Annotated in this window: 12 protein-coding genes; 10 read left to right on the plus strand and 2 right to left on the minus strand. The window is 40.9% G+C overall.

Annotated features, from left to right (window positions below):
- Window positions 1-104: 104 nt before the first annotated feature.
- The 3 genes from G574_RS0101210 (at window position 105) to G574_RS0101220 (ending at window position 2397) form a co-directional block, all read left to right on the plus strand.
- Complete coding sequence (locus G574_RS0101210) at window positions 105-746, plus strand: amino acid ABC transporter permease (RefSeq protein WP_029690590.1); 642 nt, start codon at window positions 105-107, stop codon at window positions 744-746.
- A 169-nt stretch (window positions 747-915) separates the two neighbouring features.
- Entirely contained in the window at window positions 916-1545 is a 630-nt protein-coding gene (locus tag G574_RS0101215; RefSeq protein ID WP_017769633.1) for an amino acid ABC transporter ATP-binding protein, read from the plus strand.
- A 15-nt stretch (window positions 1546-1560) separates the two neighbouring features.
- The gene (locus G574_RS0101220; RefSeq protein ID WP_029690591.1) at window positions 1561-2397 is read left to right on the plus strand and encodes an amino acid ABC transporter substrate-binding protein; all 837 of its coding nucleotides are present in this window, start codon (window positions 1561-1563) and stop codon (window positions 2395-2397) included.
- A gap of 63 nt (window positions 2398-2460) precedes the next feature.
- Here the strand turns inward: G574_RS0101220 and G574_RS11735 are convergent, their stop codons facing one another.
- Window positions 2461-3162 carry a hypothetical protein gene (locus tag G574_RS11735; RefSeq protein WP_245540381.1) on the minus strand — a complete coding sequence of 234 codons (702 nt, stop codon included), beginning with the start codon at window positions 3160-3162 and terminating at the stop codon, window positions 2461-2463.
- Window positions 3163-3499: 337 nt separating this feature from the next.
- Between G574_RS11735 and guaC the strand changes: the two genes are divergently transcribed.
- The 6 genes from guaC to G574_RS0101255 all read left to right on the plus strand — a co-directional run bounded on the left by guaC (window position 3500) and on the right by G574_RS0101255 (window position 9355).
- Complete coding sequence (gene guaC / locus G574_RS0101230; protein ID WP_029690593.1) at window positions 3500-4483, plus strand: GMP reductase; 984 nt, start codon at window positions 3500-3502, stop codon at window positions 4481-4483.
- Window positions 4484-4709: 226 nt separating this feature from the next.
- On the plus strand, window positions 4710-5291 hold the full coding sequence (locus G574_RS0101235) for a xanthine phosphoribosyltransferase (protein ID WP_029690594.1): 582 nt from the start codon (window positions 4710-4712) through the stop codon (window positions 5289-5291).
- A 98-nt stretch (window positions 5292-5389) separates the two neighbouring features.
- Window positions 5390-6931: an ABC-F family ATP-binding cassette domain-containing protein gene (locus G574_RS0101240; protein WP_029690595.1), complete on the plus strand. Its 1542-nt coding sequence runs from the start codon at window positions 5390-5392 to the stop codon at window positions 6929-6931.
- A 29-nt stretch (window positions 6932-6960) separates the two neighbouring features.
- Window positions 6961-7371, plus strand: coding sequence for a DUF1801 domain-containing protein (locus G574_RS0101245; protein WP_029690596.1), 411 nt, complete (start codon window positions 6961-6963; stop codon window positions 7369-7371).
- Entirely contained in the window at window positions 7313-8488 is a 1176-nt protein-coding gene (locus tag G574_RS0101250; RefSeq protein ID WP_156828089.1) for a MucBP domain-containing protein, read from the plus strand. Before G574_RS0101245 ends, G574_RS0101250 begins: the two co-directional genes overlap by 59 nt.
- Before the next feature lie 9 nt (window positions 8489-8497).
- A complete protein-coding gene (locus G574_RS0101255; protein ID WP_084677555.1) occupies window positions 8498-9355 on the plus strand; it encodes a mucin-binding protein in 858 nt (285 codons plus the stop codon).
- Between the two features lie 174 nt (window positions 9356-9529).
- On the opposite strand, the gene G574_RS0101260 is transcribed toward G574_RS0101255, so the two are convergent.
- Window positions 9530-9721 carry a hypothetical protein gene (locus G574_RS0101260; protein WP_051130513.1) on the minus strand — a complete coding sequence of 64 codons (192 nt, stop codon included), beginning with the start codon at window positions 9719-9721 and terminating at the stop codon, window positions 9530-9532.
- A 199-nt stretch (window positions 9722-9920) separates the two neighbouring features.
- On the opposite strand from G574_RS0101260, the gene G574_RS0101265 reads away from it, so the two are divergent.
- Window positions 9921-12577 (plus strand): Rib/alpha-like domain-containing protein (locus G574_RS0101265; protein ID WP_037590522.1); only part of this gene is annotated, 2657 nt, incomplete at its 3' end.

The following is a 12577-nucleotide window of genomic DNA, read 5'->3' on the forward strand; positions in this document are numbered from 1 at the left end:
TATTGATATTTTTTTAATGAAAACAGTAAAAAAATAACTATTTTCTTCAAAAAACGTCTAGTTTTTGATATAATATACAGAAATATAATTTTTTGGAGTCTTTTATGACCTATTTATCACAGGTATTACCTAGTTTGATTGAAGGAACGGCTATTACGCTACAAGTTTTTTTCATCGTCATTCTTCTTTCTATACCAATTGGAGCTATCCTTGCCTTTATCATGCAGCTCAAGTTTAGACCACTTGAGTGGTTGATCACTTTATATATTTGGGTAATGCGAGGAACCCCTCTTTTGCTCCAATTAATTTTCTTTTACTATGTTTTACCAAGTGTAGGTGTGACGATGGATCGCATGCCTGCAGCGATTCTAGCCTTTACTTTAAATTACGCGGCCTATTTTGCTGAAATCTTCCGTGGTGGGATTGAAGCTATTCCAAAAGGTCAGTATGAAGCGGCTAAGGTTTTAAAGTTTAGCCAAATCCAGACAATCCGCTATATCATTTTGCCTCAAGTTTTTAAAATTGTTTTGCCAAGTGTTTTCAACGAAATTATTAATTTGGTAAAAGATTCCTCTCTTGTTTATGTATTAGGAGTGGGAGATTTGCTATTGGCAAGCAAGACAGCTGCCAACCGTGATGCGACTTTGGCACCGATGTTTATTGCAGGAGCGATTTATCTCATCTTGATTGGGATTGTGACGATCATTTCCAAAAAGGTTGAAAAAAAATTCAATTATTACCAGTAACAGAATCTTTGTTAAGATAGGCTTGCTTAGTAAACCAGAGTCGAATCGTCACAGGATAGTTGATATTACTGAACTGCCAATTTGCATGACAAAGGCTTAGTTATTGTCGGTGAAGCATTGCTATTTGAATGAAGAAGTGGCCATGAGGTCGTATTAGAAAGGAAGCCAGATGTTAGAATTAAAGAATATCTCTAAGTCTTACGGCTCAAAAGTGATTTTTAAAAATTTCAATTTGACAATATCTGAGGGTCGTATTTTGGCCTTAGTTGGTCCGTCTGGTGGAGGTAAAACGACTCTGCTTCGTATGCTAGCTGGATTAGAAAAAGTCGACTCTGGTCAAATCATTTACAACGGTGAGGCGGTTAGCATTGATCACCTTGAAGAACGAAATTTACTAGGCTTTGTGTTTCAGGATTTTCAATTATTTCCGCACATGACAGTGCTTGAGAATTTAATCTTATCACCTATGAAAACCATGGGTACCCCAAAAGAAGCTGCCAAACAAAAGGCGATTGAGCTCTTAACACGCTTAGGATTGGGGGAACATGTTGAGGTGTATCCCCATTCTCTATCTGGCGGTCAAAAACAAAGGGTCGCCCTAGCGCGTGCGATGATGATAGATCCGCAGGTTATTGGTTATGATGAACCAACCTCAGCCTTGGATCCTGAACTTCGTAAAGAAGTGGAACAATTGATACTACAAAACCGTGAGACGGGAATCACCCAGATTGTGGTTACGCACGATATGGCCTTTGCTGAGAATATTGCAGATGAAATTCTAAAGGTCAATCCCAAGTAAGGAAAGGAAATACCTATGAAAAAGAAATTATGGACAGTTCTAGTAACTTTGGTAGCGAGTCTTATTTTGGTAGCTTGTGGCTCATCAAAATCAGCTGAAAAAACAAGTAGCGACAACTGGGAAACCTACAAAAAAGAAAAAACAATTACGATTGGCTTTGATAATACCTTTGTTCCGATGGGGTTCAAAGACAAATCTGGTAAAAATGTTGGTTTCGATATTGACCTAGCTAATGCGGTGTTCAAAGAGTACGGTATTAAAGTTAAATGGCAACCGATTAACTGGGACCTTAAAGAAACAGAACTTGAAAATGGTAACATTGACTTGATTTGGAATGGTTATTCCGTTACCAAAGAACGTGCGAAAAAAGTAGCTTTTACTAATGCCTACATGAAAAATGAACAAGTCCTCGTAACTAAAAAATCAGCTAACATCACTGACTTTTCAGGTATGACAGGTAAGGTTCTAGGAGCTCAGTCAGGGTCTTCGGGTTACGAAGCTTTCTCAGATAGTCCAAAAGTCTTGAAAGACTTGGTAAAAGACAATGATGCGACCCAATACGAAACCTTTACTCAAGCTCTAATTGATCTAAAAAATGATCGTATTGATGGTCTTTTGATTGACCGTGTTTATGCCAATTACTATCTAGAGCAAGAAAGCGATATTGACAATTACAACATCATTACTGGCGATTTTGAGGGTGAAGACTTTGTGGTCGGTGCTCGAAAAGCTGACAAAACCCTAGTGGCTAATATCAACAAAGCTTTTGAAAAACTGTATCAAGATGGCCAGTTTCAAGAAATCTCTGACAAATGGTTTGGAGAAGACGTTGCCTCTGATGCTATCAAGTAAATCTAAATCACAAGCAAACAGCCCAGCAAGAATGATTCTTGCTGGGCTGTTTCTATAGTTTTCCTAAAAATCGTCAAAGTCTCCGTTTGATATTGAGGCACCGGATGTGGCATCAGACCACCCAACCAAAGCTTGACCAGATTCTTTTAAATAGGTTTCCAAGAGAGGTTTGAGATCTACGATTTGTGATAAGACGCCGTGAAAAGTGCCGTCTTTGGCATAGAGTCCTTGGTAGTCTTGCATTAAGATCTGATCGAAAGAGGCCGCAGGCACAGACATGGTAAGACGGTGGTTGCTAGCTGCTTTAAGCTGTTCTTGTATCCAAGGTTCGAGTTTTTGGTCCTTATCTGTATGGAAAGAGAAGAAGCTACCATCGAAGCCGTAGTTATCATACACCAAGTCACCTGATGGGCTGTAGGATTTGACTTGAAAAGGGTAGTAGTCCAAATGAGCTATCTGCTCGTGATAAAAAAGTGTCAGTTTTCGCGCCAATGAAAGCAGAAAAGATGCCTTTTCGTCGTAATCTTGTGGGAAGGTAATGGTGTTTTCTGGGTTTGAGAGTATCAATGTGAGATCTTGGCTTGTGTCGCGCTTAAAATCAAAAGTCAGGCTCTGGGCATCGTGCTGTTCATTGCCATCACTGATAGAACGGCTTTGTTGAATGGTGATATGAAAGAGATGGTTAAAGTGCGTGTCAAGAAAGACTAATACATTTTTTTCATCCTGATTTTGGTAATATCCTTGAATGGTTAATGCTTCTAACATAGGCATATTGTACACCTTATGATGGTTTGCTGCAACTATGTCGTACCGATTTCAGGTAAGATTTGAGTTTATTGTTCGCTTTTAACGAACGTTTTTTCTGGATTTTTCCTAAAAATTGCAAAAAGATAGAAAGACTAGTACAATTCTATAAGGAAGGACAGGGGAAATAACTGTCTAGCGATGCTACTATTCAGTAGTTATAGGAAGGTCATTAGAGTTTAAGGATTGCATGTTCCGGTGGAAGTGTAGGCTTTTGACGAAAGATGACTGAAATACCCAATTTTAGATCTTCATTTCGCAAGGCCGGTCTGCCCTGCAATAGAAATGAGGATTTTTTATGTTTAGCGATTTACCGGTTTTTGACTATGAAGATATTCAGTTAGTGCCTAATAAATGCATTATCAATAGCCGATCTGAAGCTGATACCAGTGTGAAATTAGGGAATTATACCTTCAAAATGCCTGTTGTACCTGCTAATATGCAGACGATTATTGATGACAAGATAGCAGAGCAGTTGGCAAAAGGTGGTTACTTCTACATCATGCATCGTTTTGATGAAGAAGCGCGTAAACCATTTATCAAACGCATGCATGAGCAAGGTTTGATTGCTTCTATCTCTGTTGGTGTTAAAGACTATGAATACGATTTTGTGACCTCTTTGAAAGACGATGCCCCAGAATTTATTACGATTGATATTGCTCATGGTCATGCAGACAGTGTGATTAAGATGATCAAACATATCAAATCTGAGCTTCCAGAAACTTTTGTTATCGCTGGGAATGTTGGTACACCTGAAGGGGTTCGTGAGTTGGAAAATGCAGGTGCAGATGCGACTAAAGTTGGTATCGGACCTGGTAAAGTTTGCATTACTAAGGTTAAAACAGGCTTTGGTACTGGAGGTTGGCAACTGGCAGCCCTACGTTGGTGCTCAAAAGCAGCCCGCAAACCGATTATCGCTGATGGTGGTGTTCGTACCCATGGTGATATTGCCAAATCTATCCGTTTTGGGGCAAGCATGGTCATGATCGGATCACTCTTTGCAGGCCACATTGAAAGTCCAGGAAAAACGGTTGAAGTGGATGGTGAAACCTTCAAAGAATATTATGGTTCTGCATCAGAATATCAAAAAGGTGAGCACAAGAATGTTGAGGGTAAGAAAATCCTTCTCCCTACCAAAGGTCACTTACAAGATACCTTGACTGAAATGGAACAAGACCTGCAGTCCTCTATCTCTTATGCAGGTGGTCGTGATGTGGAAAGCTTGAAATTCGTTGATTACGTGATTGTCAAGAACTCTATCTGGAATGGGGATTCTATCTAACCTAAAAAGAGGCTGTTTGGTCTCTTTTTAACTATACAAATGTCCAAAAAGATGGTAGGATACAACTAGTCTAATTATCCAATTACTGATTTTATCTTATAACTTATTTATGCTGGAATGATTTGGATCTCTGTGTCTCGATCAGACACCCTATGTCTGACAATAAGTATAACCTTGTACCTGTCAGATTATGCCTTATTCCAGTCCTTTTAGAAATGGGGCTTTTATGAAATTACTCGAAGATCGTATCCTTAAAGATGGTCAAATTTTAGGTGACAATATCCTTAAAGTTGACTCTTTTCTCACTCACCAAGTGGATTACACATTGATGAAGGCAGTCGGTGCTGTATTTGCTGAAAGCTATCGAGAAGCTGGCATTACTAAGGTTGTTACTATTGAAGCATCAGGTATTGCACCGGCGGTGTATGCGGCAGAAGCGCTTGATGTGCCAATGATTTTTGCCAAAAAACATAAAAACATTACCATGACTGAAGGCATCTTGACAGCTGAAGTATACTCTTTTACCAAGCAAGTCACTTCAACAGTCTCCATCGCTAGCAAATTTTTATCTGAAGATGATAAGGTTCTAATTGTTGATGATTTCTTGGCCAATGGGCAGGCTGCCAAAGGTTTGATTGAGATTATTGAACAAGCAGGTGCGCACGTTGAGGGTGTGGGGATTGTGATCGAAAAATCCTTCCAAGATGGCCGCAAATTGATTGAAGATTTAGGCGTCCCAGTAACGTCTTTGGCGCGTATCGCCAAATTTGAAGATGGTCACTTAGTCTTTGCCCAAGCGGATGCTTAATAAAAGTATATATGGTTAGATAAGCTTATCTAGCCGTTTTCTTTTAGCCTCATTTACGTTATAATGGTAAGGATTGATATCATAGAAAAAGGATTATTATGAGTATTTTAGAAGTTAAAAATCTTAGCCATGGTTTTGGGGATCGTGCCATTTTTGAAAATGTGTCTTTCCGTCTCTTAAAAGGAGAGCACATTGGTCTTGTCGGTGCTAATGGAGAAGGAAAATCTACCTTTATGAGCATTGTCACGGGTCATTTGCAACCGGATGAGGGGAAAGTCGAGTGGTCTAAGTATGTGACGGCTGGCTACTTGGATCAGCACACCGTTTTAGAAGCGGGTCAGACGGTTCGTGATGTCTTACGAACGGCTTTTGATGAGCTTTTTAAGACAGAGACACGTATCAATGATATTTATATGTCTATGGCTGATGATGGCGCTGACGTGGATGCCCTTATGGAAGAGGTCGGTGAGTTGCAGGATCGCCTAGAATCCCGTGATTTCTATACCTTAGATGCTAAGATAGATGAAGTGGCGTGTGCGCTTGGTGTCATGGACTTCGGGATGGACTCTGATGTCACAGAGCTTTCTGGTGGGCAACGGACCAAGGTCCTTTTGGCAAAACTTTTGCTTGAAAAACCTGATATTCTCCTTCTTGATGAACCAACCAACTATTTGGATGCGGAACATATCGACTGGCTCAAGCGTTACCTTCAGAATTATGAAAATGCCTTTGTGCTGATTTCACATGATATCCCATTTTTAAATGATGTGATTAACATCGTTTATCATGTTGAGAATCAGGACTTGGTTCGCTACTCTGGTGATTACTACCAGTTTCAGGAAGTTCACGCTATGAAGAAGGCGCAAAAGGAAGCGGCTTATCAGCGCCAGCAAAAAGAAATCGCGGATTTGCAAGATTTTGTGCAACGCAATAAAGCGCGTGTGGCAACACGTAATATGGCTATGTCCCGTCAAAAAAAATTGGACAAAATGGACATTATCGAACTTGATAAGGAAAAGCCAAAACCTGAATTTCATTTCAAAGAATCGCGGACCCCGAGTCGTTTTATTTTCCAAACCAAGGATTTGGTCATTGGGTATGATCGTCCCTTAACTAGACAGCCTTTGAATCTCACTTTTGAGCGCAATCAGAAAGTTGCCATCACAGGTGCTAACGGTATCGGGAAAACAACCCTCCTGAAGAGTCTTTTGGGAGAAATTAAGCCTCTTGAAGGATCGGTAGAGACCGGTGATTTCCTTGAGATTGGCTACTTTGAACAAGAAGTCGCCGGTGGTAATCGTCAGACACCGCTTGAAGCAGTCTGGGACGCTTTTCCAGCACTCAATCAGGCAGAAGTTCGTGCAGCCTTAGCCAAATGTGGCTTGACATCAAAACACATTGAGAGCCAGATTCAGGTACTTTCAGGTGGTGAGCAAGCCAAAGTTCGTTTTTGTCTACTCATGAATCGTGAGAATAATGTTCTGATCCTTGACGAACCAACCAACCACTTGGATGCTGATGCAAAAGCAGAGCTTAGTCGTGCTTTACAAGACTACAAAGGTTCGATTCTCATGGTTTGCCACGAACCGGACTTTTATCAAGGATGGACAGAAGTCTGGGACTTCAATGAAATGGTCTAAATGCCCTTTAAGCAGAGAAAGGAGGCCGTATGGCTAAGTTTGCGCCTACAGACCAATCCGTTGAGGAAGTTATTTCCAGTTTGAAAACAGCTCGTAAACAAGCAGATGCCTACCAATTGCTGGAACTTTATAAACGTGTTAGTCAGGAAGAAGCTGTGATCTGGTATCCTAATATCATCGGCTTTGGTCTCTATCATTACCAGTATGACTCTGGTCATGAGGGAGATGCGCCTGTGTTGGCTTTTGCCCCTAGACAGGCTAAAATAAGCCTTTACATAGATCAAGACCTGCCTGATAGAGAGGCCTTATTGGCAAAACTAGGCAAGCACAAGGCAGCAGTCGGCTGTGTCTATGTCAATAAATTGGCTGACATTGACCTAAGTGTGCTGGAGGAAATATTACAGAAGTCCTTATCAGCTTACCTTTACAGATGCTTATAAAGGAAAATTTAACAATACCTTAAGTTTTAGTTTTCCAGTACAACGGTCATCACTTTGGCCAAATGAAGAATTTCGTGAGTTAACAGCCATTGTAGCTAATCGAGAAGTCTCTAGTGGGATGTCAGTTCAACTTCGGTTACCAACTTCTTCAAAAATGAGTCAATCACATACGATGTATTATCGCTCTTCTGAGCCAGAGTACACTTTGTACGAAGGTGCAGAAGTTAGTGTTAAGAGTACCAGTGATGATATGTCAGTGACAGTTGTTTACAAGATTGCTGAAGATACATTGGACTATGCACGTTATGATGTGACTAAAATTCGCGAAGAAGGGTTCAATGTTCGTATGGGTGAAGATCGTTCCTATCAAACGGGAACTTTTAACACACTGACGAATGATAGAAGTATTACTGCAACTGTAGACGAAGAAGGAACAACTGTTACAGTGACTGTGCCAACCTTATTGGCAGGGAATGGCTTGGGGATGAGTTTTATCCCACTTTTATTAACAGATACTGCCATTGCTGAAGCAGATAATACACGAGTTTATAACACTGTCATGGAAGTATATCCCTATACACTTAATGCAGTACTCGATCCTAATCAAGCACCAATCATCGCTAATTATTATGCAACAACTTATCCATTCACACCGGGAGGGGCTTCGTCAGAAGCAATTAGCTTAATTGTAAGTCATCGTGTTGGAGATAGTAATGGACCACTTTTAGAAGAACGTTCTATTTCACAGGTTTTGATTGATGATACCTATACAACCTCTCCAGGAAACTTTGATGGTTATAAATTGACAGAAACTCCAACTAATGCGACTGGAACCGTAATAAAAGAAGTTAGTCCCATTCTTGTGACCTACATTTATGGTAAAGTCGGTTCTGATGTTATTGTCAAATATCAGGATGAACAAGGAAATACTTTACAACCTGATGTTGTTGATACTAGTAATGACATCATTGGAGCTGCTTATGATACTATTGATCATAAAGATGCTAGTATTTCCTACAATGGTGTTACTTACCTTTTAGTGGAAGATGATTACTCAAATGAAATAGGTCATGTTGGTGAGACTCCTATCCTTGTTGTTTACAAGTATACCCCTTAATTAGAGACAATCACGGAAACAAAAGATACCACTTTGACGGTTCATTATCAGGGAGCAGGTGATAAGACACCAGCTGATAAAATAGTGAGCGTGAGCTGGACACGTCAGGTGCAAAAAAATCCCGTTACAGGTGAGATTGTAGTAGGTACAGAGACACCGTGGACTAGCGATACAAGCACTTATCCGACAGTCATCACACCAGAAGTGGAACATTATACGGCAGATAAGGCTCAAGTTGCTGATGAACTTGCCAGTCCAACAGATTCTAATAGGATTGTAGTTGTCACTTATACACCTAATCCACAACCTGTTATTCAAGAAGAGTTTGGAACGGTTATCGTTCGATATGTGGATACTGAGGGAAATCCTATCAAAGCAGATGTTGTTGATACGCCGACGACCTTGGTTTCAAAAACAGTTGATGGTCAAGTTGAGGCAGTAGAGCCAGTACTGTATTACACAGTCGATCATAAACTGTCAACCATCATTGTCAATGGGCAGACCTACCAACTTATTCCTAAGGCAACTCAGGGAAATGAATTTGGGTTAGTGACTGTGGGTACTACGATTGTAACTTACGTTTATCAATTGGGATCAGATGAGACGCCTGTAGCGCCTGAAATACCAGATTCTCCGTTCACACCGGGACAAGCTAATCAAACCGTATCCCAAACGTCTAGTCGATCTCAAGAGACTTACCAGCCAAACGAAGAACATAAACAACCAGTTGCGGAATATAGTGAAACTGAGAAAGTCAATGTCCTTCCTAAGACAGGTGAATCAGATTCAGCCATTTTGACAGCTTTAGGTATCTTTGGCCTGATGATAAGTTATGGTCTTGGTAAGAAAAAAAGCAAAGAAAGCTGATTGTTTTGCTTTTTAGGTTTTACATAGCCTAAGCCTTATTTTTAACCTATCCGCATACCGCTCGAAAGAGTTGATGGAAAGCTTTTTAGGTTGGAAACAGTCGTATTACCTCTTTCTTGGGAAAAATAAGAAAGAGCGCAATAAGCCCCATATCTTCTAACTAAGATAGAAGACTTAACACAGGGCCATTGTCGGATGTAATAGAGGCAATGAAATAGCGAATAATAAATCCTTGAACAGTTCGTTGATGGATTCAGCCTGTTTATTAGCTAATCTACAAGCCAGGACAAAATGTGGTTGACGTTCCACTAAGTTCATAACGACAGCCTCTTCCTTGGTCTTTTTACCTAATACATTGTGAGACATGTTCGTCGCCTTTCTATACTGAATTGGGGAATTCTAGTATATCAGGCGAACATGTCTTTTATGCTGTACTTCATTTTAACGAAGATTCGGTTTTTTTAGATAAAATCCCTTTTTTACCTCTAAAAAATTGACTAATAGACGTTTTTATGTTACGATTATAATGTATTTTAATACAAATATTATTTTTAGGGAGAGATATATGTCGATTTTTAATAAGAATCGTGATTTATCACAAGCTAGCCAACGCTACAGCATTAAGAAATTCAAATTTGGTGCTGCCTCAGTTTTGGTTGGTCTATCATTTTTAGGGTACGGTGCACAAACTGTACTTGCTGAAACGCCTGCATCTGTTTCGACAACAGACACAACAGCGAATTCAGAAGCAGCAACATCAGAAGCAGCTCCAGCAGTGGCTTCAGAAGCAGCAACATCAGAAGCAGCTCCAGCAGTGGCTTCAGAAGCAGCAACATCAGAAGCAGCAACATCAGAAGCAGCAACATCAGAAGCAGCAACATCAGAAGCAGCAACATCAGAAGCAGCTCCAGCAGTGGCTTCAGAAGCAGCAACATCAGAAGCAGCTCCAGCAGTGGCTTCAGAAGCAGCAACATCAGAAGAAGCAGCTGAAAGTGTAACATTACTACGTGCTGCAACAGTAGCTGAAGGAACTGCCAGCCGTGCAGTTACGACCTACGCAGCAACGTCTGACCTCCAAGAGGCAGCGCAAGATGGTGCTATCTATAGTCCAGGTCTTGCTACTGATAAACAAACCTATTCAGGTAAAGCCTGGTTGTACCGTAACGGCACACACACAGACTCAAATCAAGCAGATGCAGTAGTGATGCCAGGTGTCAATGTTTACCTCCAATGGGTAAATGGAGATGGTTTTGTATCGCCAGTCTACTACACAACGACTAACAATGACGGTACCTTCGCCATCGACCTTTCAAAACCTGTCACAGATTCGCTAGGAAACACCTACGAATTTATCTTGGCAGGAGATTCACGCTTTGCAGTCCGCACATGGGTAGAAAATCCAGATCCATCGCTTTACAACGTTATTAAGCATGGTGACCAAAAGTATGGTTTCCATACACGTCTCGATCGGAAAAATGAAAACTGGGATTTCACAGCTGGTGTTAACCGCATCATTAACTCTCAGGTTGTCTTTCAAGAAATTCCAAACAATGTGGACTACCTGACAAAACCAGAAGCTGAGTGGGAAGCATCTCCTAATTCGGATGGTGTTTGGCCAGATACAGGAAACTATGGTACTGTTCGAGGCAATGTTTGGTATGAGAACGGTGATGGAGCAGGAACACTTGCTAACTGGTGGATTCAAGATAGCAACGATGTAAATGCAGCAGGTACTAAGGTAGTAGCTTCTTATGTTAATGACGAAGTAACACGCTTGTTTGACACTTGGAAGACCAATAATCCTAACTATATCTTGGATGACTTTAAGGCAGCCCAAGCACAGATTATTGCAGACTATGAAGCAGCAAATGGTGTTGGTTCTCACATCGCTGAATCTGTTGTAGCAACAGTTGAAGCAGATGGTAGCTACTATATCCCATTCCGCGGTTTGTATGGTATCTCAGCTTACAAACAAAACTCAGGTGCATCTATCTCGCATACCATCTCTGATGATGAGTACGGCACAGTCGTTCTTGATCAAGATGTTAGCCACAATAACTTAATGGCCTGGAACGGTACGATTGGTCAAAAACACCGCCACATCAACTCAGACTATATGTACGTAACGACTCTTGTTGAGGATTATGCGGTTTGGGGTACAAACTTCCAGACAAACATGTTTGAGCGTATAAATGATACATTGGTAAATGCTGAGGCAAGTTATAATTTCTATAACGTTAGCTTTGCTCTACTTATGCCACAGCCAATGCACGATGTTTTGGTAAAAGATACGACTGCAAACTATGGCTTCCCAGGAGATGTCGTTGACAACGCAACGGGTGGCTTGTTCCCACAACGCGAATACCAAATCCAATGGTTCCGTGACGGAGTTAAGTACGGCGAGCCTGTTACTGTAACTTCTGATGTCAATGGTCTTGTTGGTTCAGTACCATTGACTGTACCAGATGATTTGACAGGGGAGACCCTCTTCACATCAGCAGTCTTTGAGCAAGGTGAAAGTACAGATAGTCTTTCTTCATCTTTGGCAGCGGACTCATTCCTAGCGAGAATTCCTGTAGCTGAAAGCTTAGAACCTTCTTATGAAGATAAGGTTGTAACACCAGGCAATGCTGCAACTTCAGAACCTGCATTTACAGATGCTGATGGCAATCCAACAACTGCTCCTGCAGATGCAACCTATGCTATCCCAGATACCTTTACAGCACCAGCTGGTTACACTGTTTCAATTGCCCCTGACACAGGTGTTGTAACAGTTACAGCTGCTGACGGTACAACTGTAGAAACCTTGGATGTTCCTGTAACAGTGACCTATGTAGATGGTTCAACAGATTCAACAACAGCTAAATTCTTGTTGAATACAGATGGCGACGGTGTTACAGATACAACAGATGCAGATAAGAATACTCCAGAAGGTAAGGATCAAACTGTTAATGTTGGTGAAACACCAAAAGCAGAAGATTCAATCAGCAACTTGCCAGATCTTCCAGATGGAACAACAGTTGAGTTCAAAGATCCAATTGACACCACTACTCCAGGTGAGAAAGACGGTACAGTTGTAGTAACTTACCCAGATGGCTCAACAGATGAAGTGCCTGTCAAGGTAACTGTAACAGATCCACGTACAGATGCAGATAAGAATACTCCAGAAGGTAAGGATCAAACTGTTAATGTTGGTGAAACACCAAAAGCAGAAGATTCAAT

This window comes from Streptococcus hyovaginalis DSM 12219, from assembly GCF_000420785.1.
In the GTDB taxonomy this organism is placed as follows: domain Bacteria; phylum Bacillota; class Bacilli; order Lactobacillales; family Streptococcaceae; genus Streptococcus; species Streptococcus hyovaginalis.

What these genes read in the sequence shown, in the direction of transcription:
- G574_RS0101260 (WP_051130513.1), bottom strand. Translation starts at nt 9,721, where the DNA reads ATGTCTCACAATGTATTAGGTAAAAAGACCAAGGAAGAGGCTGTCGTT.
- G574_RS0101245 (WP_029690596.1), top strand. Translation starts at nt 6,961, where the DNA reads ATGGCTAAGTTTGCGCCTACAGACCAATCCGTTGAGGAAGTTATTTCC.
- G574_RS0101220 (WP_029690591.1), top strand. Translation starts at nt 1,561, where the DNA reads ATGAAAAAGAAATTATGGACAGTTCTAGTAACTTTGGTAGCGAGTCTT.
- G574_RS0101215 (WP_017769633.1), top strand. Translation starts at nt 916, where the DNA reads ATGTTAGAATTAAAGAATATCTCTAAGTCTTACGGCTCAAAAGTGATT.
- G574_RS11735 (WP_245540381.1), bottom strand. Translation starts at nt 3,162, where the DNA reads ATGTTAGAAGCATTAACCATTCAAGGATATTACCAAAATCAGGATGAA.
- G574_RS0101210 (WP_029690590.1), top strand. Translation starts at nt 105, where the DNA reads ATGACCTATTTATCACAGGTATTACCTAGTTTGATTGAAGGAACGGCT.
- guaC (WP_029690593.1), top strand. Translation starts at nt 3,500, where the DNA reads ATGTTTAGCGATTTACCGGTTTTTGACTATGAAGATATTCAGTTAGTG.
- G574_RS0101240 (WP_029690595.1), top strand. Translation starts at nt 5,390, where the DNA reads ATGAGTATTTTAGAAGTTAAAAATCTTAGCCATGGTTTTGGGGATCGT.
- G574_RS0101235 (WP_029690594.1), top strand. Translation starts at nt 4,710, where the DNA reads ATGAAATTACTCGAAGATCGTATCCTTAAAGATGGTCAAATTTTAGGT.